The organism is Egibacteraceae bacterium (assembly GCA_035540635.1).
GTDB lineage: Bacteria > Actinomycetota > Nitriliruptoria > Euzebyales > Egibacteraceae > DATLGH01.
This window is the reverse complement of the sequence record DATLGH010000110.1, coordinates 14,737-39,147: the sequence shown is the minus strand read 5'-3', so window position 1 is coordinate 39,147 and position 24,411 is coordinate 14,737. Positions and strand designations below refer to the sequence as shown.

32 protein-coding genes are annotated in these 24,411 nt (G+C 72.0%); 16 read left to right on the top strand and 16 right to left on the bottom strand.

All coding sequences use genetic code 11. From position 1 onward, the window contains the following. Positions 1–12: 12 nt before the first annotated feature. The gene (locus VM324_17120; protein ID HVM01015.1) at positions 13–171 is read left to right on the top strand and encodes a hypothetical protein; all 159 of its coding nucleotides are present in this window, start codon (positions 13–15) and stop codon (positions 169–171) included. A 31-nt stretch (positions 172–202) separates the two neighbouring features. Here the strand turns inward: VM324_17120 and VM324_17115 are convergent, their stop codons facing one another. Together VM324_17115 and VM324_17110 are read right to left on the bottom strand one after the other, a co-directional pair. Then, on the bottom strand, positions 203–1,771 hold the full coding sequence (locus VM324_17115; protein ID HVM01014.1) for an SPFH domain-containing protein: 1,569 nt from the start codon (positions 1,769–1,771) through the stop codon (positions 203–205). A 44-nt stretch (positions 1,772–1,815) separates the two neighbouring features. After that, the gene (locus VM324_17110) at positions 1,816–2,325 is read right to left on the bottom strand and encodes a hypothetical protein (GenBank protein ID HVM01013.1); all 510 of its coding nucleotides are present in this window, start codon (positions 2,323–2,325) and stop codon (positions 1,816–1,818) included. Positions 2,326–2,373: 48 nt separating this feature from the next. Between VM324_17110 and VM324_17105 the strand changes: the two genes are divergently transcribed. Next, positions 2,374–3,621 (top strand): arginine deiminase, encoded by a 1,248-nt coding sequence (locus VM324_17105; protein HVM01012.1) that lies wholly within the window; start codon positions 2,374–2,376, stop codon positions 3,619–3,621. Positions 3,622–3,728: 107 nt separating this feature from the next. Beyond that, entirely contained in the window at positions 3,729–4,274 is a 546-nt protein-coding gene (locus tag VM324_17100) for a YceI family protein (protein HVM01011.1), read from the top strand. Between the two features lie 76 nt (positions 4,275–4,350). Here VM324_17100 and VM324_17095 read toward each other — a convergent pair whose 3' ends face one another. Then, positions 4,351–4,761, bottom strand: coding sequence for a helix-turn-helix transcriptional regulator (locus VM324_17095; GenBank protein ID HVM01010.1), 411 nt, complete (start codon positions 4,759–4,761; stop codon positions 4,351–4,353). Between the two features lie 71 nt (positions 4,762–4,832). Beyond that, positions 4,833–7,100 carry a carbamoyltransferase HypF gene (hypF, locus tag VM324_17090; protein ID HVM01009.1) on the bottom strand — a complete coding sequence of 756 codons (2,268 nt, stop codon included), beginning with the start codon at positions 7,098–7,100 and terminating at the stop codon, positions 4,833–4,835. Between the two features lie 73 nt (positions 7,101–7,173). On the opposite strand from hypF, the gene VM324_17085 reads away from it, so the two are divergent. From VM324_17085 to VM324_17075, 3 genes are read left to right on the top strand one after another with little or no spacing between them, the layout of a single operon-like run. Beyond that, positions 7,174–7,932 carry an ArsA-related P-loop ATPase gene (locus VM324_17085; protein ID HVM01008.1) on the top strand — a complete coding sequence of 253 codons (759 nt, stop codon included), beginning with the start codon at positions 7,174–7,176 and terminating at the stop codon, positions 7,930–7,932. Further along, positions 7,929–8,246: an AAA family ATPase gene (locus VM324_17080; GenBank protein ID HVM01007.1), complete on the top strand. Its 318-nt coding sequence runs from the start codon at positions 7,929–7,931 to the stop codon at positions 8,244–8,246. Before VM324_17085 ends, VM324_17080 begins: the two co-directional genes overlap by 4 nt. A 51-nt stretch (positions 8,247–8,297) precedes the next feature. Beyond that, complete coding sequence (locus VM324_17075) at positions 8,298–8,666, top strand: hypothetical protein (GenBank protein ID HVM01006.1); 369 nt, start codon at positions 8,298–8,300, stop codon at positions 8,664–8,666. A 58-nt stretch (positions 8,667–8,724) separates the two neighbouring features. Here VM324_17075 and VM324_17070 read toward each other — a convergent pair whose 3' ends face one another. The 3 genes from VM324_17070 to VM324_17060 all read right to left on the bottom strand — a co-directional run bounded on the left by VM324_17070 (position 8,725) and on the right by VM324_17060 (position 10,345). Next, positions 8,725–9,021, bottom strand: coding sequence for a hypothetical protein (locus VM324_17070; GenBank protein ID HVM01005.1), 297 nt, complete (start codon positions 9,019–9,021; stop codon positions 8,725–8,727). Between the two features lie 25 nt (positions 9,022–9,046). Next, positions 9,047–9,493 (bottom strand): heavy metal-responsive transcriptional regulator, encoded by a 447-nt coding sequence (locus VM324_17065; protein ID HVM01004.1) that lies wholly within the window; start codon positions 9,491–9,493, stop codon positions 9,047–9,049. A gap of 78 nt (positions 9,494–9,571) precedes the next feature. Beyond that, positions 9,572–10,345, bottom strand: coding sequence for an AAA family ATPase (locus tag VM324_17060; protein ID HVM01003.1), 774 nt, complete (start codon positions 10,343–10,345; stop codon positions 9,572–9,574). 168 nt (positions 10,346–10,513) lie between these two features. On the opposite strand from VM324_17060, the gene VM324_17055 reads away from it, so the two are divergent. From VM324_17055 to VM324_17040, 4 genes are read left to right on the top strand one after another with little or no spacing between them, the layout of a single operon-like run. Next, complete coding sequence (locus tag VM324_17055) at positions 10,514–10,762, top strand: hypothetical protein (GenBank protein HVM01002.1); 249 nt, start codon at positions 10,514–10,516, stop codon at positions 10,760–10,762. Positions 10,763–10,779: 17 nt separating this feature from the next. After that, entirely contained in the window at positions 10,780–11,031 is a 252-nt protein-coding gene (locus VM324_17050) for a hypothetical protein (GenBank protein ID HVM01001.1), read from the top strand. A 40-nt stretch (positions 11,032–11,071) separates the two neighbouring features. Then, positions 11,072–11,245 (top strand): DUF1059 domain-containing protein, encoded by a 174-nt coding sequence (locus VM324_17045; protein HVM01000.1) that lies wholly within the window; start codon positions 11,072–11,074, stop codon positions 11,243–11,245. A gap of 11 nt (positions 11,246–11,256) precedes the next feature. After that, positions 11,257–12,141 (top strand): hypothetical protein, encoded by an 885-nt coding sequence (locus tag VM324_17040; protein HVM00999.1) that lies wholly within the window; start codon positions 11,257–11,259, stop codon positions 12,139–12,141. 34 nt (positions 12,142–12,175) lie between these two features. Here the strand turns inward: VM324_17040 and VM324_17035 are convergent, their stop codons facing one another. From VM324_17035 to VM324_17020, 4 genes are all read right to left on the bottom strand, one after another. After that, positions 12,176–12,979 (bottom strand): biotin--[acetyl-CoA-carboxylase] ligase, encoded by an 804-nt coding sequence (locus VM324_17035; GenBank protein ID HVM00998.1) that lies wholly within the window; start codon positions 12,977–12,979, stop codon positions 12,176–12,178. 2 nt (positions 12,980–12,981) lie between these two features. Then, positions 12,982–13,425, bottom strand: a complete 444-nt coding sequence (locus VM324_17030) for a hypothetical protein (protein ID HVM00997.1) — start codon at positions 13,423–13,425, stop codon at positions 12,982–12,984. A 77-nt stretch (positions 13,426–13,502) separates the two neighbouring features. Continuing rightward, a complete protein-coding gene (locus VM324_17025) occupies positions 13,503–14,801 on the bottom strand; it encodes a tetratricopeptide repeat protein (GenBank protein ID HVM00996.1) in 1,299 nt (432 codons plus the stop codon). Positions 14,802–14,908: 107 nt separating this feature from the next. Then, positions 14,909–15,991: a helix-hairpin-helix domain-containing protein gene (locus VM324_17020; GenBank protein ID HVM00995.1), complete on the bottom strand. Its 1,083-nt coding sequence runs from the start codon at positions 15,989–15,991 to the stop codon at positions 14,909–14,911. Between the two features lie 99 nt (positions 15,992–16,090). On the opposite strand from VM324_17020, the gene VM324_17015 reads away from it, so the two are divergent. The 6 genes from VM324_17015 to VM324_16990 are packed head-to-tail and all read left to right on the top strand — an operon-like array spanning position 16,091 to position 20,504. Continuing rightward, on the top strand, positions 16,091–16,936 hold the full coding sequence (locus VM324_17015) for a hypothetical protein (GenBank protein ID HVM00994.1): 846 nt from the start codon (positions 16,091–16,093) through the stop codon (positions 16,934–16,936). Further along, positions 16,936–17,430, top strand: coding sequence for a hydrogenase maturation protease (locus VM324_17010; GenBank protein HVM00993.1), 495 nt, complete (start codon positions 16,936–16,938; stop codon positions 17,428–17,430). Before VM324_17015 ends, VM324_17010 begins: the two co-directional genes overlap by 1 nt. Before the next feature lie 31 nt (positions 17,431–17,461). Beyond that, positions 17,462–17,794, top strand: a complete 333-nt coding sequence (locus VM324_17005) for a hypothetical protein (GenBank protein ID HVM00992.1) — start codon at positions 17,462–17,464, stop codon at positions 17,792–17,794. A gap of 37 nt (positions 17,795–17,831) precedes the next feature. Continuing rightward, entirely contained in the window at positions 17,832–18,713 is an 882-nt protein-coding gene (locus VM324_17000; GenBank protein HVM00991.1) for a MoxR family ATPase, read from the top strand. After that, positions 18,706–20,070 (top strand): VWA domain-containing protein, encoded by a 1,365-nt coding sequence (locus VM324_16995; protein ID HVM00990.1) that lies wholly within the window; start codon positions 18,706–18,708, stop codon positions 20,068–20,070. Before VM324_17000 ends, VM324_16995 begins: the two co-directional genes overlap by 8 nt. Continuing rightward, positions 20,067–20,504, top strand: coding sequence for a hypothetical protein (locus tag VM324_16990; GenBank protein ID HVM00989.1), 438 nt, complete (start codon positions 20,067–20,069; stop codon positions 20,502–20,504). The genes VM324_16995 and VM324_16990 overlap by 4 nt, the downstream gene beginning before the upstream one ends. Before the next feature lie 15 nt (positions 20,505–20,519). On the opposite strand, the gene hypE is transcribed toward VM324_16990, so the two are convergent. From hypE to VM324_16965, 5 genes are read right to left on the bottom strand one after another with little or no spacing between them, the layout of a single operon-like run. Then, complete coding sequence (gene hypE, locus VM324_16985) at positions 20,520–21,725, bottom strand: hydrogenase expression/formation protein HypE (protein ID HVM00988.1); 1,206 nt, start codon at positions 21,723–21,725, stop codon at positions 20,520–20,522. Further along, entirely contained in the window at positions 21,722–22,846 is a 1,125-nt protein-coding gene (hypD, locus tag VM324_16980) for a hydrogenase formation protein HypD (protein HVM00987.1), read from the bottom strand. The genes hypE and hypD overlap by 4 nt, the downstream gene beginning before the upstream one ends. Beyond that, on the bottom strand, positions 22,843–23,532 hold the full coding sequence (locus VM324_16975; GenBank protein ID HVM00986.1) for an SIS domain-containing protein: 690 nt from the start codon (positions 23,530–23,532) through the stop codon (positions 22,843–22,845). The genes hypD and VM324_16975 overlap by 4 nt, the downstream gene beginning before the upstream one ends. Position 23,533: 1 nt before the next feature. Further along, a complete protein-coding gene (locus VM324_16970; protein ID HVM00985.1) occupies positions 23,534–23,782 on the bottom strand; it encodes a hypothetical protein in 249 nt (82 codons plus the stop codon). After that, entirely contained in the window at positions 23,779–24,405 is a 627-nt protein-coding gene (locus tag VM324_16965) for an SIS domain-containing protein (GenBank protein ID HVM00984.1), read from the bottom strand. The genes VM324_16970 and VM324_16965 overlap by 4 nt, the downstream gene beginning before the upstream one ends. Positions 24,406–24,411 lie beyond the last annotated feature (6 nt).

The window sequence follows — 24,411 nt, the reverse complement described above, 5'->3', positions numbered from 1 at the left end:
GACGGCGCCATCGTGCCGGCCTCGCAGAGCCGGCGGGTCTACGAGGCGGCCCCGGGTCCGAAGCGCTGCATGCTCGTGACCGGCGCCGACCACAACGACCGGGCGCTGCTCGACGGGCCGGAGGTGCTCGGCGCGGTGCGGGGCTTCCTCGACGAGGTCGTGGCTCCCTGAGGGGCGACGACCGCCGGAGCGGTCCGGTGCGCTAGGAGGAGGCGGCGCCCCCGTCGCCGACCGGCGACCCGTCACCCGGCGACGACCGGGCGGCGGCCAGTGCCTCGCCTGCGCCCCCCTGACGACCCAGCCGGGACAGCAGGGCGCGCAGGTCGAGGCCGAGCAGGTCCGAGCCGACCTGAAGCCCCTGCTCGAGGTTCGAGGCGACGTTGCGGGTCAGGTGGGAGGCCCCCTCGGTGGATATCACCGTCATCTTCTCGACCGCGGCGATGGGCTCGGCGGCCGCCCGCACGGTGTCGGGCAGGATGCCGGCGAGGATGTCGAGGACCGCGGCGTCGTTGTAGTGCGCGAAGGCCTCGGCATTGCGCCCGCGCGCCTCCGCCTCGGCCTGGCCCTTTGCGAGGATCGCCGCGGCCTCCGCCTCGCCCTCGCGCTGCACGGCCGCGGCGATCGCCTCGCGCTCCGCACGCTGGGCTGCGCCGCGGCGCTCGCCTTCGATCTGCTCGGCGTCGGCGAGCGCCGTGCGGCGCGCCTTCTCCGCCTCTCCGGACAGGCGTGCCTCCTCCGCCCGCGCCTGCGCCTCGGCGATGACGCGCTGGCGCTCGGCGTCGGCGTCGAAGACCGCGGCGTTCTTGCGCCCCTCGGCCTCCTGCTCGACGCGGTAGCGCTCGGCGTCGGCGGGCTTGCGGACCTCCGCGTCGAGCTGGCGGTCGCGCAGGAGGGCCTGGCGCTCGGCCACCCGCTCCTGCTCGGCGATGACCTCCTGGTCACGAGCGGCCTCCTGCAGCGGACCGGCCGCCGCTGCTCGGGCGTTCGCCTCGTCGATCTCCGCGCGGATCTCCGCGCGGCGCAGCTCGAGCTGTCGCTCGGCGTTGGCGATCTGCTCCTCGGCCCGGAGCCGTTCCTGCTCGCTCGCCTGACGGGCACGGGCCTCGGCGATCTGGGCGTCCTGCTGCACGCGCGCGGCCTCGGGCCGCCCGAGGTCGGCGAGGTAGTTGCCCTCGGCCTGGATGTCCTGCAGCTGGAACGTGTCGAGGGTGAGCCCCTGGTTGGTGAGCGACGTCTCCGCCTCCTCGGCCACGGCGGAGGCGAACGCGGCCCGGTCCTTGATGATCGCCTCGACGGTCAACCGGCCGACGATGGCGCGCAGGGAGCCGGCCAGGACCTCCTGGGTGAACTCCTCGATGCCCTCCTGCTGGGTGAGGAAGCGCTGCGCGGCGGCGCGGATCGCGTCCTCGTTGCCGCCGACCTTGACGATGGCCACGCCTTCGAGGTCGCACTTGATGCCCTGCTCGCTGACTGCCCCGGTGATCCGCACGGAGATGCGTCGGCTCCGCAGGTCCATGATGTGGAGCCGCTGCACGAACGGCAGGACGAAGACGCTTGCGCCCATGATGACGCGCTGGCCCGACATGTCGGTGGAGACCTCACCCGTCTCGGGGTTGCGGACCGGCCTGCCCTTGCGCCCGGTGATGATGAACGCCTCGTTGGGACCGCCCACCTGGACGCGCTGGACGATGAGGTAGCCGACGAGGATGAGCAGGACGACGGCACCGAGGATGCCGAGGATGAGCGGGCTCTCGAAGACGAAGTCGAGCATTGCGGGCTCCCTGTGTCGCTTGCGTCAGGGCCGGAGGACTCCGGCTAGGGTTCGACGGGCCGGACGATGACCGAGGACGACGACGTCACCTGGGTGACGACGACGGTGCGGCCCGCGGGAACCGGCTCCGCGGCGCGAGCCGACAGCTTCTTCACCTGGCCCGAGTGGATGAGGGTGATCTCGCCGAAGCCGTCATCGGGGATCCGGGTGACGACGACGGCGGTGGCCCCCACGACGTCCGCCGTGCGCACCGGCGGATCCGTCGGCATGTCGATGAGGGCGCGGGTCATCATGAGCGCGAGCGCCCCGATCACGACGCCGCTCGCGAGGCCGCCGAGTGCCCCACCCGCCGCCCCGATGCCGGTGCCCGTCATGATGAGGGCGGCCCCGAAGCCGAACGCGGCGAGGAACGAGCCGATCACCGGCGCGGAGAACAGGCCACTGCCGAAGTCGACGTCGAACGCGTCGAACAGCCCCTCGAAGATGTCTCCGAGGATGAGCGACGCGAGGACCACCGCCAACCCGACGGCGCCGATGACGAGGAATCCCGTCACGCCGGCCCGCTCCTTCCCTCTCGCCGGGCGAGTATAGGCTGCACGGTCGTGACCGCGCCCGGCGTCTCCGTCGCATCCGAGACCGGTCGGCTCCGGGAGGTGATCCTGCACCGCCCCGGGCTCGAGCTTCGTCGCCTCACCCCGGCGAACAAGGACGCGCTGCTCTTCGACGAGCTCGTGTGGGTCAGCGTGGCGCAGGCGGAGCACGACCGGTTCGCCGCGCTGCTCCGTGCCGAGGGCGTACAGGTGCACCTGTTCGCAGAGCTGCTGGCCGAGACGCTCGCGGACGACGGTGTGCGCGCCGACCTCGTCCGTCAGGTCGTGACCGCTGACACGTGCGGCGTGGAGCTCGTCGAGCGGGTGCGCCACCACCTGGCGGACCTCCCGCCCGAGGACGTCGCCACCGCCCTCGTGGGCGGTGTCACGGTGGCCGAGGTGCCCGGCGCGCGCGAGGGCTTCGTCGGAGGGGTGCTCGGCACCGCCGCGTTCCTCGTCCCGCCGCTGCCCAACACGGTGTTCACGCGTGACCCGTCCGCCTGGATCGGCGACGGCCTCGTGCTCGGGCCCCTCCACAAGACCGCTCGCCAACCCGAGCGGCGGCTGTGGCGCACCGTCTACCGCCACCATCAGCGCTTCGCCGGCGCGCCGACGCGCACGTGGTACGGCGAGGACGAGGGCGACCTGCTCACCGCGACCATCGAAGGCGGCGACATCCTCGTGCTGTCCCCGGAGTGCGTCGCGATCGGCCTGTCGGAGCGGTCGAGCCCCGTGGCGGCGGAGAACCTCGCAGCGCGCCTGTTCGCGGCCGGGGCGGCGCGCTGGGTGCTCGCCGTCGACCTGCCGAAGGCCCGCGGGACGATGCACCTCGACACCGTCCTCACCGTGGTCGACACCGACGCCGTGGTCCTGTGGCCGCCTGCGCGGACCGCACTGGCGGCCTACCGCATCGCTCCGGGGGCGCCGCGCATGCGCGTGACCGAGGAGCCGGATCTGGCGCGCGCGCTCGCCGACGGCCTCGGCGTCGACCGGATCCGCGTCGTGACGACCGGCGAGGACGAGGTCACCGCCGACCGCGAGCAGTGGGACGACGGCAACAACACCCTCGCGCTGCGCCCCGGCGTCGTCGTCGCCTACGAGCGCAACGTGGACACCAACCGGCGCCTGCGGGAGGCGGGGGTCACCGTCCACGAGATCGCGAGCCACGAGCTGCCGCGCGGACGGGGTGGACCACGCTGCATGTCGTGTCCCGTCCGGCGTGACGGCGGGCCGTCCAGCGTCACGGCGGCCACCGTCTAGAGTGATCCCGCCTCGCGGCTCTGCCTTCTCGTCGAGTGGAGCGCCGAGGCGCGTTGCCCCTGCCGGTACGTCGAAGCGCCCACACGCGCGAGAGAGGACGATGACCCATGATCAGTCCGGGAACCTACGAGTTCGGGCCACACAACGCCAAGCTGCAGTTCGAGACGTTCCGCGAGGGGATGGCGAAGAAGGTCGGCCACGACCTCCTGCTCGAGGCCGGGCAGTGGCAGGCGACCGTGGAGGTGCCCGATGACCCCACCCAGTCGGTCGTCACCGCGTCGATCGACACCCGGTCGATCAACGTGGTGCAGGGCACCGGCGGGGTGAAGCCCCTCTCCGACGGTGACCGCGCCGACATCAAGAAGAACATCGACAAGAAGGTGCTCGACACCGCCAAGCACCCGGAGATGACGTTCCGCTCGACGAACGTCGAGGTGAAGGGCGACACCGCGCGCGTCGACGGTGACCTCACCCTGGTCGGCAACACCCGCCCCGTGACCCTCGACGTCACGCTCGACCAGGGACGCCTGATCGCGACGACGAGCATCGTGCAGTCGCGGTGGGGGATCAAGCCGTACAGCGGCCTCATGGGGGCGCTCAAGGTCCGCGACGACGTCGCGGTGACCATCGAGGCGTCCCCGCCGAACGGCTGACCGCCGAGGTCCGTGGCGGTGCCGAGGGACTGACGTCCCGTGCGCTCGTGCACCGCCTGGCACCCCGGCCCTCGGGCTAACGCGCCTGCTCGGAGGTCCCCTTCGTGGCCTTGTGGTAACGCTCGAGGTACTCACCGAGCATGCGCGCGCTGCTGCGGAGCGACTCCGCCCATGCGGACAGCATCTCCTCACCGTACGGCGTCAGGGCATAGCTGCGCTTGGCCGGTCCGGAGTGGGAGTCCTCCCAGGCGGATTGCACCAGGCCTTCACGTTCGAGGAACCGCAGGGTGCGGTAGACGACGCCGCGGTCCCGCCGGCTGCCCATCTCCTCGAGACGCTCGATGAGCGCGTACCCGTGGGAAGGGGCCTCTCGCAGAAGCAGCAGGAGGCACGCCTGGAGGAAGTTCTTCGGTTGGGCACTGTCGGAGTCACCCGGGGTGGCAAGACGCCGCTGCGTCTGCGCCCGGGTGTCCTCGGCTTGTCGCATGGTCTTCTTTGGGCCGCGGGACGTCGGTGGAACTCTCGAGACCGGCATGCACGCACAAATTGACGCGCGCGTCAATCCCTGCGGTCGGCGGCTGCGGCGACCGCAGCCTGGCCAAGGCTGATCCCACCGTCGTTCGGGGGCACTTGGCGGTGGAGCAGCACGGCGAGCCCACGCGCCTCGAGCCCGTCCACCGTGCTGCCGAGCAGGCGCAGGTTCTGCCAGACGCCTCCCGACAGCGCCACCGTGCCGATGCCCGTCTGCTCGCGCACCCTCGCGCACACCTCGGCGACGGTTGCCGCGAGGCTGTTGTGGAAGCGGGCCGCGACGACCGCGACATCGGTGCCGGCCCGTTGGTCGGCGACGACGGCCCGCACGAGGTCGGTGGTCCGCACCCGCAGCGGGGCGCCGGCGTCGAGGGTGACGGGATAGGCCCCTCGCTCGGCCGGGTCTGCGCGCTGCTCGAGCTCGACCGCCGCCTGCCCCTCGTAGTGGACCCGGTCGCGGACCCCGAGCAGCGCCGCCACCGCGTCGAACAGGCGCCCCGCGCTCGAGGTGAGCGGGGCCGAGACACCGGACCGCGCGACGGCGAGCACGCGATCCCACCACTCGGCGTTGCGCTGGGCGACGTCGTGGTGCTCGGCCGCGAGGCCGGCGGCGTCGAGGTAGGACGCCGCCATCCTCCAGGGCTCCCTGATGGCCTTCGCCCCTCCGGGCATCGGCAGGGTCGCGAGGTGCGCCGCCCGGTCGAAGCCGTGGAGATCGCAGACGAGCACCTCGCCCCCCCACAGCGTGGCGTCGGTGCCGTAGCCGAGCCCGTCGAAGGCCACCCCGATCACCGGTCCCGGGTGCCCGTTGTCCGCGAGGCACGACGCGATGTGGGCGTGATGGTGCTGGACACCGAGCAGCTCCGCGTCGGGCAGGTCGAGGGCGTACTTGGTGGACAGGTACTCGGGGTGGAGGTCGTGGGCGACGAGCTCCGGGACGATGTCGAACAGGCGGCTGAAGTGCGCGATGCCGTCCACGAACGACCGCAGCGTCTCGTAGTTCTCGAGGTCGCCGATGTGGTGGGACACGAACGCGTGCCGTCCGCGGGCGAGGCAGAAAGTGTTCTTCAGCTCGGCGCCGCAGGCCAGGACCGGGCGGCGGGCGGGCGCGGCAAGCGTGATGGGCCGGGGCACGTACCCGCGCGAGCGCCTGATGACGAGCTCGCGCTCGCGGAACACCCGCGTGACCGAGTCGTCCGTGCGGATGTGGATGGGTCGGTCGTGCACGAGGAACCCGTCGGCGATGGGAGACAGGCGCTCCCGGGCGTCCCCGTCGCGGTAGGCGATCGGCTCGTCGGAGACGTTGCCGCTCGTCAGGACGAACGGCTCGCGGACCTCTGCGGCGAGCAGGTGGTGCAGTGGCGTGTAGGGCAGCATGAGGCCGAGGTGGCGGTTGCCGGGCGCGACCGCCGCGGCGACGGGCGCGTCCGGGCGGCGCCGCAGGAGGACGGCGGGACGACGGGTGCTCGTGAGCAGCGCCTCCTCTGCGGGGGTCACCGTGCACAGGGCACGGGCAGCCGCGACGTCGGTGACCATCACCGCGAACGGCTTGTCCTCGCGGTGCTTGCGGTCACGCAGAGCGGCGACCGCGTCCTCGTCGGCGGCGACCGCGGCGAGGTGGTAGCCACCGAGGCCCTTCACGGCGACGACGCGCCCGGCCCGCAGCAGCGACGCGGTCGCGGTGATCGGGTCGCCCTCGACCGGCTCGTAGCCGGCGTCGAGCAGGGACAGCGCCGGACCGCAGGCCGGGCAGCACACCGGCTGGGCGTGGAAGCGGCGGTCGGCGGGGTCGTCGTACTCCGCGGCGCAGTCGGCGCACATCGGGAAGGCCGACATGGTGGTGTTCGGCCGGTCGTAGGGCACGTCCCGCACGATCGTGAAGCGGGGCCCGCAGTTCGTGCAGTTCGTGAACGGGTAGCGGTGACGGCGATCGGCGGGATCGGCCATCTCGGCGAGGCAGTCGGCGCACGTCGCGGTGTCGGGCGACACGAGCGTGTCGCGGCGCCCGCCCGTGGCGCTGTCGACGATGACGAAGCCGCGCTCCCCCCGCAGGGGCACCGGCTCCGTCTCCACGCGTTCGACGACGGCCAGCGGCGGCGCCTCCCGGTCGAGCGCGGAGACGAAGTCCGCAACGTGCTCCGGCGCGCCCTCGACCTCGATGAACACCCCACGCGTGTCGTTGCCGACCAGCCCCGCCAGGTGCCACCGCGTCGCGAGCGAGTGCACGAAGGGACGGAAGCCCACGCCCTGGACGATGCCGTCGACCCGGACGCGGGTGCGCACACGTGTGGCCATCTGCCCGCCATGATAGGAGCAGCGCGCGCCCGGGCTGTTACCGCCCTGCTCACCGACCGGATACGGTAGCCGGATGCGCGTTGCATTCGTAGGCAAGGGCGGAGCCGGCAAGTCCGCGATCGCGGGGACGTTCGCCCGCCTCCTCGCCCGACGTGGGGAGCCGGTGCTCGTCGTCGACTCCGACCCGCTTCCCGGCCTGGCCTACTCGCTCGGCGTCGAGACCACCGACGCCGGGATCCCCGACGAGGCGGTGGTCGAGAACCCGGCGGAGGCCGGCCCCCGGTACGTGCTGGCCGGGGAGCTCACGGCCGCCGACGCCGTCGAGCGCTACGCCGTGCGCGGGCCCGACGGTGTGCGCGTCCTGCAGTTCGGCAAGATCCGCGACTCCGGGCGCGGGCTCATTCGCTCGCAGTTCGCGTTCCGCCAGATCACCGCCCAGCTGCCCGACGACAAGTGGAACATCGTCGGCGACCTCCCCGGGGGCACCCGCCAGCCGTTTCTCGGCTGGGGTCGCTACGCCCGCACCATCCTCGTGGTGGTGGAGCCGATGGCGAAGTCGATCCTCAGCGCGAAGCGCCTGGCGCGCCTCGCGCTGGCCGAGGACGCGCCGCGGGTCGTGGCGGTCGTGAACAAGGTCTGCGAGGACGGTGACGTCGAGCGGGTGCAGGACCGCACGGGCCTTGAGGTCGTCGGTGCCGTGCCGCTCGACGAGGAGCTCGCCGAAGCGGACCGGAAAGGCCGTCCCCCGATCGAGGAGGCCCCGGACTCACCGGCGGTCAAGGCGATAGACTTGCTGGTGGAACGGCTCCGTGCTGAGGAGGCAGGCGCATGAAGATCGCGGTCGTCGGCAAGGGCGGCTCTGGCAAGACGACGACGTCGGCCGTGCTGGCGCGCACCATCGGCCGCCAGGGCCGCGGGGTGGTCGCGCTCGACTGCGACAGCAACCCGAACCTCGGCATCTCGCTGGGCATCGGTGACACGGAGACCGAGCGGCTCGACGCGATGCGTCAGGCGCTCGCCGAAGGCGAGGAGGAGCACGCCCCTGGCTGGGCCGAGCTCATGGACCGCTTCGGCTCCGACGCGCCGGACAACGTGCGGCTCGCCGTCGTCTCGCGTATCGAGAACCCGGAGCCGGGCTGTCCCTGATGCGGGCTCTCACCCGAGCAGTTGCTCGGGTCCGGGGAGTTCGGCGCATCGGTGGTCATCGCGGACTGCGAGGCGGGGATCGGCACGCTCACGCGCCTGGCGGAGAACGCCGTCGACGTGGTCGTCATCGTCGTCGAGGCGATGTCGAAGTCGCTCGAGGTCGGCGCCCGTGCCGCCGAGCTCGCGGGGGAGCGCGCGGCGATGCGCACGGTGGTCCTCGCCAACCGCATCCGGGGCGAGGACGACCTCGAGCGGATCCGTGCGGCCTTTCCGCCCGGGGTGGAGGTCGTGGGTGTGCCCGACGACCCGGTGATCGTCGAGGCCGACCGCAAGGGGATCGCGCCCCTTGACCTCGACCCCGACGCGCCGGCCGTGGCGGCGCTCGCGGCGCTCGCCGAGGACCTCCTCCCCGCGTCCTAGCTGAGGCAGCAGGGCGGGGAGGTCGGTCCTCCGACGGCTGCCGGCCGAGCCGGCCGGGTCAGGAAGCGACCTGGCAGCAGTCGCAGCCGCAGGCGCACGGTTCGGCCGGGCCGGAGCTGCTCGCGCTGCCGCAGCCGCAGCCGCATGCCGCGGCGGCGCCTTCGCCGCTCGCCTGGAGCGTCTGCAGGCGCTGCTCGACGTTCTCGCGAAGCTGACGCAGCTGGGTGATCTCCTCCTGGGCGCTCTGTGGGACGGCGGCGCAGCACTCGCAGCCGCAGCCGCAGGGCTCGGCCGCCTCCGTGACGACGGTCATCGTGCTGCAGCCACACTGGCAGCCGGTGTCGGTGGTGCTCATGGTCGGTGTCCTTTCTCGTCTCTCATCAGGCTTCAAGGTTGGTGTTGGCGTGGTGATCGGGGGGGCGGCGGGTCAGCGTGACGAGCTCGCCGCCGCAGGCCCAGTCGGCGCGGTCCTCGCTGGACGGCAGGTCCTCGACCATGCGCTCGATGTCCTGGCGCAGCCGGGCGAGGCCGGCCATCTCCTCGTCGATCTCCGCGAGGCGCCCCGCGAGGAGGTCGCGGGTGTGCCCGCACGGACACTGCCCGCGCTCGCGGATGGACAGGAGGTCACTGATCTCGTCGAGGCGCAGGCCGAAGCGCTGGGCCCGTTTGATGAACCGCACGCGCTCCTCGGCGGTCTCGTCGTAGAGCCGGTAGCCCCCGGCGCTCCGCCGGGGGGCGGGCAGCAGGCCGATGCGCTCGTAGTAGCGCAGCGCGGACGGCGTGCTGCCGACGCGTTCAGCGAGCTTGGAGACGGTGAGGCGGGTCATGCCCCCAAGGTAGACCCTGCATCCAGGTTGAATGTCAACCGGGTTGGCGAAAAAAACTTCGCCCGCCCCCCGTGGGGGTCAGCGCACGGGGGCCTGGTCGCTCACTGAGGAGCCCTCGATGAGGTCGATGACGGCGTCGAGCGCCGCACGCACCGCCTCGGGGGGTGTGGCGGTCACCGCGGACCCCGCCCGGTCGGCGTCGGCCACGGCGGGATCGAGGGGGATGACCCCCGCGAGGGGGACGTTGTACTCCGCAGCCAACTCGGCGAAGAACTCGGCGTCCTCGGGCATGCGGGCCTTGTTGCCGAGGCCGTACACCCTGGGGATGCCGAGCTCCTCGGCGAGGGCGAGGGTGCGCGCAGCGGTGATGACCGACTTGCGGCTCGGCTCCATCACGACGAGCAGGACGTCGGCGTACGCGAGGGTGCCGCCGGAGCGGCTCAGGTGCTCGAGGCCGGCCTCCATGTCGATGAGCGTCACGTCGGCCTCCTCCGCGAGCACCTCGCCGAGGAAGTTGCGCACCGTCGCGTGGCCGGAGCAGGTGCAGCCGGAGCCCGCCTGGGTGACGCGGATGGCCGAGAGGAGGACCGGGCCGGCCGGTGTGGGGCGACCGTACTTCTCGATCACCTCCTGGGCCGTCAGGTCTCCCTCGCTGCCGACGATCAGGGCACGGGGCATGACCGGCACGGCCTCCATCTCGTCCCAGTCCATGCCGAGCGACATGCCGAGGTTGGGGTTGGAGTCGGTGTCGATGGCAACGACGCGGGCGCCGCGCGCGGCGTAGGCCTGCGAGATGAGGGCGGACACGGTCGTCTTGCCTACCCCGCCCTTCCCGACGATTCCGAGCTTCATTTGCGTCCTCCTCGTCCAGCGGCGGCATCCGCACTGCCCCGGACCTCCCGAGCGCGCGGTGGGTGACTACTCCGCAATGATATAGTCGGGTCGTCCGCCGGGGGCAGGTATCCCGGCTTTGGGCAGCCAGGCGAGGTGCGGACCGGCACGACGACGAGGAGGTCGCGCGTGACGCTGTGGTGGGTCGCGAACGCCGTCGGGCTGCTCGCGGTCATCCCGCTCGTCGTCCTCCTCGCCAACCGGGTCATCGCCCAGGCGTTGGAGATCCGCCAGTACGCCGACGAGATCCTCGAGCACGGCGTCCGGCTGACCGGTACCCTCGACCCCCTGCCCGCCCTGGCCGACACCCGCGACGTGGCTCGTCGCGTCACCGACAACGCGGCCCGCTACGTGAGCGCGCTCCGCCGTCTCGCCTGACCGAGAGGAATCGGCCGATGTCCGCAGCGGCGATCGTCACGCTCGGCCTCGTCGCCCTCCTCGTCGCCGCGCTGGCCTTCTACCTCATCTGGATCGTGGTCATCCTCAGCCACGTCAACGACACGCTCGGCAAGGTCACCTTCGGCGTGCGCGCGGTCGCGCACCGCACGGGGCCTGCCGGACCGGCGCTGGCCGACGTGAGCGGCAACCTCACCGCCGTCGCCGACGCCCTGGAGGACTTCGCAGCGAAGGTCGACGCGGGGACGTAGGCGTCCCCCACGCACACACCAACACCTATATGGGAGCGATATGGCCGTCCAACTCGCCTGCGCCGACGTGGGGGTGGCCTGCGGGGCCGTCCACCGAGCCGCGACCGTGGAGGACCTGCTCGCGCAGGTGGCCGCGCATGCGCGCGAGAAGCACGGCGTCGTGCTCACGCAGACGCTCATCGACTACGCGGCCGACGAAGCGAGAACGACGTAGGAGGACCTGCGATGACCTCCTCGGTGAAGTTCGCCGTCACCACCCGGTCCCGCCTCCGGGGCGTGTGGCGGTTCCCCCAGATGTTCCTCTCCTCCCGCCGGATCCGCCGTCAGCTCGCGGTCACCCCCGGCTGCGTCCGCTTCGCGAGCATCATCGCCGGCCCCCGCGAGTTCTGGACGATCACCGTCTGGGAGACGCGGGACAAGATGTTCGAGTTCATGCGCTCGGGTGCGCACGAGGACATCATGTGGGAGTTCGGCAAGTGGCTCGAGAGCTTCTGGCTCATGCGGTGGAGGCCGACGACCGAGGAGGTGGGGCGCTGGAGCGACGCGACCCTCGGGCCCACGGGCCAGGGCAGGAAAGCGCGTGCCCGCACCCCTGAGGAGCAGCGGGCCCTCGACGCCGTGCTCGACGCGCTGCCCGTGCTGAAGGCCTCCGCCGGCCCTGAGGGCGCCCCCACCTACGACACGTCGCCCGCCGCACGCCGGCACCGCAGAGCGGTGAGCGGGGCCGGTGCGATCGTCGTCCGGATCGAGGCGGACGACCTGGGGCAGTCCCTGTGGGCCTGGTGGGACATCCGTCGGGTCGGGCGGCGCCTCACGGCTGACGGCGGCGTGCTGCGCAGCGTCACCGGCTTCTCGGGCTGGTCCGACCACTACGCGCTCGCCGTCCTGCGCGACGAGCAGGCGTGCTCCAAGTTCCTCTGCGAGCCCGCGCAGCAGGAGCTCCACGAGCGCTGGGGCGACCGCTGCTGGATGATGCGCTGGCAGCCGGAGAACGAGTTCGGTCACTGGGACACCCTGCGCCTGCGACGCGAGCCGCTCGGCACCGGTGGCTCGGCGATCCCGGTGCCGGAGGAGGCGGCGCGCGCGGCGGCCCTGCCCGACGAGGAGTGAGCGGTCGCGCGCCGCCCTCGAGCGCCCGTGACGTTCAGGCCCGCTCGAGGCGCTGCACCCGGTCGACGCCGATGCCGCCGCGCCCACCGGGTGTCTCGAGCACGAGCGCCCCGTGGTCGTCGACGTCGGCCGCGAGGCCCACGGCCTCGCCGGTCGGCATGAGCAGCGCCCGCACGCGGGTGCCGATCGTCTCGCAGCGCGCCCGGTAGTCGTCGAGCAGGCTCGCCACACCAGCCTCGTAGCGGGCCGCCAGCCGGTCGAGGACGGCGGCCAGCACGTCCGACCGGGCCCGCTGCGCGCCCTCCATCGCAAGGCTCGTGACCCCACCGCGAAGCTCGGCGGGGAAGTCGTCCTCGTGCAGGCCCACGTTGACGCGCACGGTGACGACCGCGGACTCGATGGAGCCCGGGCCGAGGTGGGCGTCGATCCGGATCCCCCCGATGCCCCGCCCGCCGACGAGCAGGTCGTTCGGCCACTTGAGCCGCACGTCGAGGTCGGTCACGGCCTCGAGCCCCTCGGCGGCGGCCAGCGACGCGAGCAGCCACAGCAGGCCCTCTCCCGCGGGCGGCAGCCCCGGACGCAGCACCACCGAGAACGCCAGCGAGCGACCGGCCCTGGAGACCCAGGTCTGGCCGCGCCGGCCGCGTGCGGAGAGCTCGACGTCCGCCACGACGAGGGCGCCCTCGGGAGCGTCGTGCTGGCGGGCCCACCCGAGCGCGAGCGACTCGGCCGACACCGCGACGCCGTAGTGCTGCACGGGTCGCCCCAGCGACGCGTCCGGGCCGAGCGCCGCGGCAACCCGGTCGGGGGAGAGGTCGTCGCCGTCTGCCGGTTGCACGGCTAGCCCGGCCGGGGAATCAGCCGCTCCACCTTCCATTCGCCTTCCTGCGGCGCGACGAGCACCGACCCGGCCGGGATGGAGGGACGTTGATCGCCGATGGCGACGTCCATCTCGAGGAGGTAGACGACCCGCACCATCCCGGCGGTCTCCGGCTCCGGCGTCGCCTGGAATTTCAAGCGGGCGAGGTCCACACCGCGCAGGTCCCGGCGCAGCCCTTCGAGCAGGTCCTGGAGGTAGTCGTCGAACTGCTCGTCGGAGGCGGCGCCCTGGCGGATCGCGCTCATCAGGTCGAAGTCCATGCCGCGGTCCACGGCGCGGTTGAGGACGTAGGCCTGGGCGTTCTCGGAGAACAGGTCCCAGACGCCCCGGTGGTCGCCCTCCCCGACGAGGGTGAGGAAACGCTGCGCGACCGCCTGCGCCTCCTCGAGATCGTCGTCCCCCACAGGCTTCCCGTTGCCGCTCACCACGGATGAACCCCCTCGCTCGCCTCGTCGGTGATCCCCGTCGGAACTGCCGCACGTCATGGCCGCTCGTACCCCATGGTCTCGAGCATGTCGCGAACGCGGATGCGCTGGGGGGCGAGCAGCTCGGAGGAGATGACCCGTTCGAGTGTCTCCGCCGCCTGCTCGCGCTCCTCGTCGTCGTCGAGGTGCGCGAGCGCGTTCATGCGGGCCTTCAACCCGGCGATGAGCAGATCGTCGGGCAGCTCCATGAGCACCTCGAGCCACGTCGCGGTGACCTGCTTCCCCGCCTGCTCGTCGAGCCTCAGCACCGCCAGGTCGAGCTCCGCCAGCTGCTCGTCGCGCTGCTTGTCGGGCTGCCCGAGCAGGTCGAGCAGCCGCCGGCGGAGCAGCGCGAGCCGCTCGCGGTCGTCGACCTCGGCGAGCAGGGCGACGAAGTGCTCGGTCCGCGTGGCCTTCAGGCCCTGGGCCTCGAGCGCCGACTCGGCGAGCTCGAGGTTGCGGTAGGTCTGCTCCCACTGCGGGCGGTGCAGTCGGGGGTCGAGGAGGCGCACCGCGTCGCTGTAGGCGGCGAGCGCCCTGCGCAGCGACGTGACGTCGCCGAGCTGGGCGTAGGCGAGACCGAGGTTGTTCTTCGCGAGCGCGTGCGGGAACGGGTAGCGCTGCCGCGTGAACACCCCTAGAGCAGCCTCGAACGCCCCGGCGGCCTGACGTCCCTCGCCCAGCGCGGTGAGCGACACGCCGCGGGCGTGCTGAAGCAGCGCCCACTGGTAGGGCAGTGACTCGTCGTCGGTCTCGCTGATGGCCTGCTCGTAGGTCTCGACCGCTCCTGCGTGGTCGCCGGAGGCCGCCTGCGCCTGCCCGAGGTTGTGCAGCGCCATCGGCCGCTGACGCGACTCCTTCGCGGCGGTGAACACCGCGACCGCCTGCCGGAGGCTTACGACCGCCTCCTCGTGCCGGCCGAGGTCGCTCTGCGTGAGCCCCAGGTTGTTCAGCGCGGCCCCGAGGTCGCCCGGCGCCTGTCCGCCGGCGAGCAGCTCGACCGCTCGGGCGCACGCCTCGACCGCCTGGTCCCGCTCACCGAGCTCGCGCAACGCCGCGCCCAGGGCGGTCTGCACGCGGCCGTGCTCGACGGGGAAGCGCTGGGCGCCGAACAGCTTCAGGGCCTGCCGGTACGACGCGACCGCGCGCTGGAGGTTCGTGTGGCGGTCCCCCGAGGGAAGCTCGGCATAGGCCAGACCGATCGAGTGGCGCAGCGCCGCGTGCTCGAGGGGCCGCGCCGCACGCGGCGTTGCCTTCAGCCGATCCTCGAGGTCGGCAAGCTTCTGCTCCGGCGTCGCCGGTGCCCTCATCTCCATGGAGTCAGTACCTCCATGGCGGCCGCGGGGACCGCCACACCCTGCACTGTTGACCGTCGCCTCCGCGAGTGCTTCGGCGATCCGGATTTCAGGGTACTGCCTGCCTCCTACAGCGAGGACTGGATGCGCGCAGCGAGCGCTGGGCCGATGCCGTTCACCGCGGTCAGCGCGGCGAGGTCGGCTTCCTTGATCTCCTGCACCGAGTCGAAGTGCTCCTCGAGCCCGCGCAGGATCTTCGGCCCGACGCCCTTCACCCCCGTGAGCGCAGCCGCGATCGACGGGGCTCCGTTCGCGGCAGGGGCCGGGGCCGCGGGCGGTGCCGGGGTCGGCGCTGCGGCGGGGGCCGCCTCGGGAACTGCGGCGGGCTTGACGAGCTTCTTCAACGCGCGTCGCGGCTGCGGCGCCGCGGTCTCCTGCGGTGGTGGGGCCGCGGCCTGCTGCAGTGCCGCGGCCGGGGCCGGGGGTTGCGACGGCGCTGTGCCGCTCACCGCGCCCGGCGCGGGCCGGCTGAGCTTCTTGCGCGCGAGCCCGTGGAGCTTGGTCTTCGGACCGGTCGGAGCCGCAGGACCTGCGAGGGCCGCCGGCGCGCCGGGCGCGGAACCTTCTTCGCCACCGCTCACGCCGTGCTGCTGCGCCTGGCGTGCCCGGTACTCGCGGTCAAGTCGTTCCTTGCGCTCGAGGATCTCGCGCAGCGCCTGATCGCGGAGATCCTCCGAGGGGATGTGGGGAGGGGGAACGCCGGGAAGCGACTCCCCCGGCGCCGGCGGGCGGCGCCGCTCGAGCTCGTTCTCGGGAAGGCGGGCGGTCTTGATGTAGGGGGTCTGGCTCGGCGCCGACTGACGCTGGCGCTGGAGGTCCTGCAGGGCCATGTCGGTGATGCTCCGGCGCTCCTCCTGCGGCGTCGCGGAGGCGCCCCCCGTGGCGAAGGGGTTCGCCGCGGGCGGCGTCGGGAAGCCCGGCGGCGGTGTCGCCGGCGGGGCCGGCTCGGGTGTTGCCGCCGGAGCGGAAGCCGTCGGCGGGCGGGAGCCGAGCGACATGGGCGGTGCACCGGAGAACCCACCGCCGGTGCGGCTTCCCCCGAGCTGCTGCGCGGTGTCCCGGCGGGCGGCCTCGAGCTGCCGGGCAGCATCCTGCTCGACGTTGCTTTCCTCTTTGTCCGGCTTGCCTGCGATCTTGTCGAAGAGCCCCATCACACACCTCTGCTTTCGATTCTTCCGTCGAGCCTGCCATAGGTCCGACCGTGGGTAAACACCAAGCGGCATCGTGCCCGGCGTCGGCATCGTGCTAGCGTGGCTGTCGACGTGGCGCGCATCCTCGACACCACCCCAGACTTCGTAGCCCTCGCCCGGGCGGCTTTCCTCAAAGATCGCGTGACCCGGGGCGTGCTGTGGGAGGAGCGCTACCGCGCACGTCATCCCGAGGTCTTCGCCGCCTACTTCGCGACCTACGGCGACCCCGAGCAGGTGCCCGCGGTGACCCACAAGCTGTCCGACGTCCGCCGGACGGTCGAGCAGGCGGCTCCGGTGATGCCCGGGCTCATCGAGGAGGTCGAGCCGGCGGTCCGCGACGCACTCGGCCTGGATGACCTGCCCGAGCCGCTCCACGTCCTCATGGTCGGCACGTTCTCGACGAACGCGTGCGTCGCCCGTGTCGACGGGGACGTGGCGGTCCTCCACTGTCTGGAGTGGTTCGGGGGCCGCGACCCGGCTCGGGTGCTCGTCGCACACGAGGACACCCACGCGTGGCACGAGACGCTCCTCGGCGCGCGGCCTCCCGAGGACCTCGCCTGGACGGCTTTCGCGGAGGGCCTCGCCATCCGGGTGTCGCGGGAAGTGGTGCCCGACCGCCCGCCGGCCGACTACTTCTGGTACGGCGTGGGGGGGTTCGAGGACTGGCTGCCGTGGTGCGAGGAGCACCGGGACTTCCTCATGACCGCGTTCAGGGACGCGCTCGATGCGGAGGGCGCGACGGAGGCGTTCTTCGGGGCGGGCTTCGTCGACGAGCAGTGGCGGACGGGCTTCTACGTCGCCGACCAGCTCGTCAGCGGTCTCGGCGCCGACACTCCCGAGCTCGTCCGCATGGGTGTCGACGAGGGGCGGGAGGCGATCCGAGCCGCCCTGCGGGACATCGGCTGATGGACGTGCTCGTGGCCGGTGTCGGCCAGGTGCTGCGGGGGGACGACGGGTTCGGGGTGGAGGTCGCCCGCCGTCTCGCAACGCTCGACCTCGGTAAGTCGGTCCGGGTGATCGAGACCGGCACGGGTGGGATCAACCTCGTGACGGCCCTGTACGATCCGACCGACGTGCTCATCGTCCTCGACGCGGTCGACCACGGCCGCCCGCCGGGCACCGTGATGGTCATCGAGCCGGAGGTCGCCGACGTGGACGACCTCCCTCAGCTGGCCCGGTGGGACTTCCTCGCCGACATGCACTACACGAAGCCCGAAAGCGCCTTCATGCTCGCCAAGGCCCTGGGCGTGCTGCCCGAGCGGTTCCTGCTCGTCGGCTGCCAGCCGCAGGAGACGGAGACGCTCGAGGTCGGGCTGTCACCGGCGGTCGCCCGAGCGGTGGAGGTCGCGATCGCGGAGGTCCGGCGTCTGCTCGACCAGCTGCTCCAGGGCAACTCATGATCGGCGACGCGCGCGGGAACGGGAGATGGCGATGACCGATCCGGGGGAATGTCCGCAGTGCGGCCGGGTGGCGGAGCCTGACGGGCGCCGCCCCGCCCAGATCGCCGAACTGCCGTTCCGTTCGTTCACCTGCGACCGCCCGCCTTCGGGGCTCACCGATCACCCCTTTCCGGTCCGCTGGCTCGAGAGCGTCGTCCCGGGCCAGGACGAGGTCCAGGCCTTCAACGAGCGCTTCGTGCGGGTGCGGGGCCCACTTCCCGAGGGCAGCGCGATCGCCGAGGCGTTCGGTGACGTGGATCCCATCCACGCCTGGATCGAGCGGCAGCCGACAGCCGACGGCATTCGCGTCCTCATCCGCCTGTAGCCTGGCCGAGACGTACGAGACGTACAAAGGAGGCGCCATGGCCGCTCCCGCGACGGGGGTCGAGATCGCGTCGGTCGAGCAGGCCGCCGACGTGCTGCGCCGGGGGGGCTACCTCGCCGACGCCGCCACGGCCACGACCGTGTATCTCGCGGCGAGGCTCGGCAAGCCATTGCTCATCGAGGGCCCGGCCGGCACCGGCAAGACCGAGCTCGCCGTGGCACTCGCGAGCTCCACGGGCGCGCGGCTGGTGCGGTTGCAGTGCTACGAGGGCCTGGACGAGACGAAGGTCCTCTACGAGTGGAACTACCGCAAGCAGCTGCTCGGGCTGCAGGCCGGGGGCAACGGCCAGGGTGCCGGCCTCGACGACGTCTTCAGCGAGCCGTTCCTGCTGTCCCGTCCGGTCCTCGACGCCATCCGGGCCCCCGATCCCGTCGTGCTGCTCATCGACGAGGTCGACCGCATCGAGATGGAGACCGAGGCGCTGCTGCTCGAGGTGCTGGCGGACTTCCAGGTCACCATCCCCGAGCTCGGACGTATCAGCGCGACGGCCCGGCCGGTCACCATCCTCACCTCGAACGCCACGCGCGAGCTGTCCGAGGCACTCAAGCGCCGCTGCCTCTACCAGTGGATGGACTACCCGTCGGTGGAGCGCGAACGGGCGATCATCCTGTCCCGCGTTCCGGGCATCTCCGAGCAGCTCGCCGAGCAGGTGGTGCGCATGGTCCAGGCCATGCGCAGCCTCGAGCTGAAGAAGCCACCGTCGATCGCCGAGACGCTCGACTGGGCGGCGACCCTCGTTGACCTCGGGCTGTCGCCCACGGACCGGGAGACGCTCGTCCGCACCGGTGGAACGCTGCTCAAGCACCGTGTGGACCAGGCGACCGTGGAGCGCGAGCTCGCTGAGAGAGACGATGGATGACCCGAGCGACCACGGCCTGGCGGAGCACGTCGTCGCCTTCTCCCGCGAGCTGCGGGCCGCCGGCATCGCGGTGTCGGCGCCGGAGATCGTCGACGCGCTCGAGGCGTTGCCGACCCTGCCGCTCGAGCACCGGGAGGTCGTGCGGGCGGGCCTGGCGGGAACCCTCTGCAAGGAACCGGCGCTGCGCCCGCGTTTCGATCGCGCCTTCGACCTCTACTTCCCGTCGCGCCGCGGCCCGTCGACGGCCGAGCGCGTGGCGCGTGGCGGTGACCCGACCGAGACGCTCACCGACGCGCTGCGCACGAACGACCGCGAACGCCTGCGTCACCTTGCCCACGACCGGGTCCAGGAGCACGGCGACATCGAGTCGGGGACGAACCTCAGCGAGGACGCGTCGGTCTTCCGGGCCCTGCGGGGCCTGAACCTCGACGCCATCCTCAACCAGCTCTACGAGGACGAGGTGAGCGGCAAGGGCTACTCCGTCCTCGAGCGCCGGGCCATCACCGAGGACCTCACCGAGCGGATGCAGGCCTTCCGGGACATGCTCACCCAAGAGGTGTTCTCGGAGATGCTCGCCGTGCTCAACCCCGAGGAGCTCTCGGGACGCAACCGCAGGCCCCCGCCCGACGAGGTCGACTTCCTCTGGGCCAACCAGTCCGACCTCGAGCGCATGCGCGCGGCCCTCGTACCGCTCGCCCGCAAACTCACCATGCGGTTGTCCCACCGGCGCCGGCGTGCCAGGCAGGGGCGGCTGGACCTTCGCCGCACCATCCGCGGATCGCTGTCCACCGGCGGCGCGCTCGTCGAGCCGCGATTCCGCCGCCCGGTCGCCGGCAAGCCCGAGATCGTCCTGCTCTGCGACATCTCCGGCTCGATGCGGGCCTTCGCCAAGTTCACGCTGGAGCTCACCTACGGGCTCGCCACGCAGTTCCAGCGGGTCCGCACCTTCGTGTTCGTCGACGCCCTCGACGAGGTGACCGGCCTGCTGCAGTCCGCGGGGAGCTTTCCCGCCGCGCTCGCCCGGGTCGAGAGCGAGGCGAACGTCGTGGAGGGCGACGGGCAGTCGTGGTACGGCAACTGCCTCGAACAGTTCTGGCAGTGCGCCGGCAGGGACATCGCGCCACGCACGACGGTCCTCGTCATGGGCGACGCGCGGGGCAACTTCCGCAGCACCGGCGTCGAGTACCTCGAGCGTGTCGCCGACCGCGCCCGCCGGCTGTACTGGCTGAACCCCGAGCCACGGGACCACTGGGACACGGGCGACTCGGTCATGAGCGCGTTCGCGCCGGCGTGTGACGAGGTCGTGGAGGTACGCAACCTCGCCCAGCTCGAGGCGTTCGTGGCGCGGGCGCTGTGAGCGACCTGCGCGTGGTGGTGAACTTCCCCGACGGGGCCTACGACGTCGAGGAGCAGACCACCACGCTGAACGAGCTGCAACAGGCGCTCAAGAACCAGATGGGGCTCCAGCAGCGCCTCACCCGCCTGCCGGAGCTCTCACTGCCGGGGGCCGCGAAGGCCGTCGGTCCGCGCCTCACCCCGACCGCACCGCCGGAGGAGGTCACCCTGCGGGTGTTCCTCCTCGAGTTCCCCGACAAGGCGGCCTGCGCGAGCGCCCTGCGCGCCGTCGGCGGCTGGTACATGCGCCACCCCGACGTCTCGCTCAGCCTCAAGGCCGACGGGCCGCGGGGCGGGGTGAACCTGCGGCTGAAGACCTTCTCCACCGTCGCGTTCGCTCGGGCCGTCGCGCAGGTCACCGAGCTCATGGACGAGCCCGAGCCGACAGGGCCGTAGCCCTCTGGCGGCGCCTCAGCAGATGCGGGGGAGCGGGTCGCCGACGAGGACGTCGACGATCCGGGTGCCGCCGAAGGTCGTCTTCAGCAGCACGAGCCCCGGCGGGTCCTCCTTCACCGAGCCGATGACCGCAGCGCCCTTGCCGAGCGGGTGCGAGTGGAGGGCCTCGAGCGCGGCGTCGGCCTCCGCGCCGTCGACGACGACGACCATGCGCCCTTCGCAGGCGACGTAGAGGGCGTCGATGCCGAGGATCTCCGTCGCCCCGAACACGTCCGGGCGCATCGGCACCTTGCCCTCATCGAGCACCGCGGCCGTCTGGGACGCCTTTGCGATCTCGTTGAGCACGGTGGCGACGCCGCCGCGGGTGGCGTCGCGCATGCAGCGCACCCCCCTCGTCGCGTCGAGCAGCCGATCCACGAGCTCGTGGAGCGGCGCGGTGTCGGAGACGACGTCGGACTCGATCTCGAGCTCTCCGCGGGCGAGCATGACGGTGACCCCGTGCTCGCCCACCGGGCCGGAGACGATGATCGCGTCGCCGGGCTGCGCGCTCGTCGCGGACAGGCTGATGTCCCGCTCGAGCACGCCGACGCCGGCGGTGTTGATGTAGCAGCCGTCGCCCTTGCCGCGGGGCACCACCTTCGTGTCCCCGGTGACGATCTGGACCCCGGCCGCAGCGGCTGCGGTCGCCATCGTCTCGACGATGCGTCGCAGGTCCTCGATCGGGAAGCCCTCCTCGAGGATGAATGCGGCTGACAGGCTCAGCGGGCGCGCGCCCGACACCGCGAGGTCATTGACCGTGCCGTTGACGGCGAGGTCGCCGATGTTGCCACCGGGGAAGAAGAGCGGCGAGACGACGAACGAGTCGGTCGTGAATGCCAGGCGGGTGCCACCCACGTCGAGCAGCGCCTGGTCCTCCATGCGCTCGAGGGTGGGGTTGCGGAAGCTTTCGAGGAAGACCGCGTCGATGAGCGTCTGGGTGGCCTTGCCGCCCGCCCCGTGCGACATCGTTATGCGCGTTTCCTTGATCCGCGCCCGGCGCGCCCGGGCCCGCTCGATCTTCTGGAGCACCTGCTCCTCACGGGACAGGTGCTCCTCGCCCGGCGTGTGGGGGGCGAGCTCGTGGAACTCCTCGTGCTCGCGGATGGCCTCCTCCGCCCAGTCGGCGGAGCGCTCCTGCACGTCGCCGGGGACGGGGGGGCCGGAGTGCGCTTGGTCGGTCATGTGACGGTCGCCTCCCGGACGCGCTCACGCGTAAAGCGCCCGAAGTTGTAGTACGCGGCGCAGGCGCCCTCGCTCGACACCATGCAGGTGCCGATCGGGGTCTCCGGTGTGCACGCGGTGCCGAACACCTTGCACTCCCACGGCCTCAGCACACCCTTCAGGACCTCACCGCACTGGCAGGCCTTCGGGTCGGCCACGCGGACCCCGGGGACGTCGAAGACGCGCTCGGCGTCGAAGGCGGCGTACTCCTCGCGGACCTGCATCGCCGACTGGGAGATGAAGCCGAGCCCGCGCCACTCGAAGTACGGGCGGAGCTCCATCGTGCGGCCGATGACCTCGAGGGCACGGCGGTTGCCGTCCCAGGGCACCACGCGGCTGTACTGGTTCTCCACCTCCGAGCGGCCCTCCTGGATCTGCTTGAGGATCATGTAGACGCCCTGGAGGATGTCGAGCGGCTCGAAGCCTGAGCAGACGATCGGCTTGCCGTAGTCCCGGGGAATGAACTCGTAGGGGCGGCAGCCGATCACCGTCGACACGTGGCCGGGTCCGATGAAGCCGTCGAGGCGCAGGTCCGGTGAGTCGAGGATCGCCTTGATCGCCGGGATGATCGTCACGTGGTTGCAGAAGATGGAGAAGTTGTCGAGGCCCTCGGCGGCCGCACGCAGCACGGTCGCCGCGGTCGAGGGGGCCGTGGTCTCGAAGCCGATCGCCATGAACACGACGCGCTTGTCACGGTTGTTGCGCGCGATCTTCAGCGCGTCGAGCGGGGAGTACACCATGCGGATGTCCGCCCCGGCGGCGTTCGAGTCGAAGAACGAGCCGCGTCCGCCGGGCACGCGCATCATGTCGCCGAACGAGGTCATGATGACGTCGTCCTGCTCGGCGATGGCGATCGCGTCGTCGACCCGCCCCATCGGGATCACGCAGACGGGACAGCCGGGGCCGTGGATGAGGTGCACGTTCTCGGGCAGGTAGTCCTCGAGGCCGTGGCGGTAGATGGTGTGCGTGTGACCCCCGCACACCTCCATGAACTTGTACTCCCGAGACCCCGCGAGCTCGGCGATCTCCTTCGCCAGGCGCTTGGCGATCTCGGCGTCGCGGTACTCGTCGACGAACTTCATAGCTTCGCTCCTCGCCCTTCCAGGGCCGTCTGGGTGAGTTCCCACAGGACGTGGTACAGCGTGGTCTGGGCCTCCTGGATGCGGTGCACCGAGGAGGACGGCACAACGAACAGGTAGTCGATGGTGTCGGCGTCAGCCATCTGGCCCCCGTCGTAGCCGGCGAGCCCCACGGTGACGAGGCCGCGTCGCGAGGCCTCGTCGAACGCCCGCAGCACGTTCGCCGACCCGCCGCTCGTCGACAGCCCGAACGCGATGTCGCCGGCGCGGGAGAAGGCGGCGATCTGCCGAGCGTAGACGACGTCGAACCCGACGTCGTTGGACAGGGCCGTCAGCACGGCCACGTCGCCGGTGAGCGACAGCGCCGGCAGCGGACGGACGGCCGGTCCGGTGGGGAGGCCGGGGTGGAGGAAGGTGTTGACGACGTCCTGGGCGTCCGTGCTCGAACCGCCGTTGCCGAACGCGAAGAGCCTGCCGCCGGCGGCAAAGGAGGCGGCCATCGCCTCGGCGCAGGCGACGAGCCGCTCGGCGTGGAGGTCGAAGACCTCCTCGCGCAGCGCCACGATCTCGGCGGCCTTGGCCACCGTGGAGCGGCGCACCTCGGCGAGCACGGCGTCGACGTTGGACGCGTCGGCGTAGAGGAAGGGGTAGAGGGCCTCGATGCCCCCGACCTGGTCGTCGGCGTCCACCTCAGTCCTCCAGACGGACGATGGCTTCTTTGGCGTGCACGAGGATGCGAGCGCCGACCTCGGCGTCGACGAGCATGACGCTCACCACCTCGACGCTCTCACCGGTGTCCACCCGGGCGAGCCCGTCGTCGAGCATCTCGAGGACCGTCACCTCCACCGCCTCGTCGGAGCACGTGATGCAGACGTCTCCGTAGCACTCGGGGACGGGCGGCGGGAGCTGCGTGCCGAGAGGGATCGGATCGGTGCTCACCGCAGGACCTCGGGGCTCAGCACGCCCGGCTGCTCGAAGAACACGTGCACCAGCTCCCACAGGATGTGGTAGAGGGTCACGTGGACCTCCTTCACGACACGGGGATCGGGGGACCTGGCGAGGAGCACGTGGTCGACGGCGGGATCCGCGGCGATCGGCCCGCCGTCACCGCCGACGAGCGCGACGGTGAGCAGCCCGCGCTCCTTGGCGACCTGGAGGCCCCGCAGGACGTTCGCGCACCGCCCGTCGGAGGAGACCCCCAGCGCGATGTCCTCGGGGTTGGCGAGGTAGCGCAGCTGGTGGGCGAAGACCTCGGTGAAGCCCTCGTCGTTGGCCACGCCGGTGATCGTCGCGACGTCGCTGGTGAGCGAGATCCCCGGCAGGGCGCGCTTGCCCACGATGACGGGGTGCACGAACTCCACCGACACGTGCTGGGCGTCCGAGGTCGTGCCGCCGTTGCCGAAGCCGACGAGCTTGCCGCCCTGGTGGAAGCGCGCCGCCATCGCGTGGCAGGCTCGCGCAACGCGCTCGGCTTCGGCCGCCACCGCCTCGCCGGGTGCCCGCCGGCGGGCTCTCGCGTCATCGATCGCCGACCGCACCATTGCCGTCGACTGCTGGCTCACAGTGAG

Bases quoted from the DNA above. Each gene is read 5' to 3' on its own strand.
- VM324_17115 (HVM01014.1), bottom strand. From the start codon at position 1,771: ATGCTCGACTTCGTCTTCGAGAGCCCGCTCATCCTCGGCATCCTCGGT.
- VM324_17100 (HVM01011.1), top strand. From the start codon at position 3,729: ATGATCAGTCCGGGAACCTACGAGTTCGGGCCACACAACGCCAAGCTG.
- VM324_17095 (HVM01010.1), bottom strand. From the start codon at position 4,761: ATGCGACAAGCCGAGGACACCCGGGCGCAGACGCAGCGGCGTCTTGCC.
- hypF (HVM01009.1), bottom strand. From the start codon at position 7,100: ATGGCCACACGTGTGCGCACCCGCGTCCGGGTCGACGGCATCGTCCAG.
- VM324_17085 (HVM01008.1), top strand. From the start codon at position 7,174: ATGCGCGTTGCATTCGTAGGCAAGGGCGGAGCCGGCAAGTCCGCGATC.
- VM324_17080 (HVM01007.1), top strand. From the start codon at position 7,929: ATGAAGATCGCGGTCGTCGGCAAGGGCGGCTCTGGCAAGACGACGACG.
- VM324_17070 (HVM01005.1), bottom strand. From the start codon at position 9,021: ATGAGCACCACCGACACCGGCTGCCAGTGTGGCTGCAGCACGATGACC.
- VM324_17065 (HVM01004.1), bottom strand. From the start codon at position 9,493: ATGACCCGCCTCACCGTCTCCAAGCTCGCTGAACGCGTCGGCAGCACG.
- VM324_17060 (HVM01003.1), bottom strand. From the start codon at position 10,345: ATGAAGCTCGGAATCGTCGGGAAGGGCGGGGTAGGCAAGACGACCGTG.
- VM324_17050 (HVM01001.1), top strand. From the start codon at position 10,780: ATGTCCGCAGCGGCGATCGTCACGCTCGGCCTCGTCGCCCTCCTCGTC.
- VM324_17045 (HVM01000.1), top strand. From the start codon at position 11,072: ATGGCCGTCCAACTCGCCTGCGCCGACGTGGGGGTGGCCTGCGGGGCC.
- VM324_17040 (HVM00999.1), top strand. From the start codon at position 11,257: ATGACCTCCTCGGTGAAGTTCGCCGTCACCACCCGGTCCCGCCTCCGG.
- VM324_17025 (HVM00996.1), bottom strand. From the start codon at position 14,801: ATGGAGATGAGGGCACCGGCGACGCCGGAGCAGAAGCTTGCCGACCTC.
- VM324_17020 (HVM00995.1), bottom strand. From the start codon at position 15,991: ATGGGGCTCTTCGACAAGATCGCAGGCAAGCCGGACAAAGAGGAAAGC.
- VM324_17010 (HVM00993.1), top strand. From the start codon at position 16,936: ATGGACGTGCTCGTGGCCGGTGTCGGCCAGGTGCTGCGGGGGGACGAC.
- VM324_17005 (HVM00992.1), top strand. From the start codon at position 17,462: ATGACCGATCCGGGGGAATGTCCGCAGTGCGGCCGGGTGGCGGAGCCT.
- VM324_17000 (HVM00991.1), top strand. From the start codon at position 17,832: ATGGCCGCTCCCGCGACGGGGGTCGAGATCGCGTCGGTCGAGCAGGCC.
- VM324_16995 (HVM00990.1), top strand. From the start codon at position 18,706: ATGGATGACCCGAGCGACCACGGCCTGGCGGAGCACGTCGTCGCCTTC.
- hypE (HVM00988.1), bottom strand. From the start codon at position 21,725: ATGACCGACCAAGCGCACTCCGGCCCCCCCGTCCCCGGCGACGTGCAG.
- hypD (HVM00987.1), bottom strand. From the start codon at position 22,846: ATGAAGTTCGTCGACGAGTACCGCGACGCCGAGATCGCCAAGCGCCTG.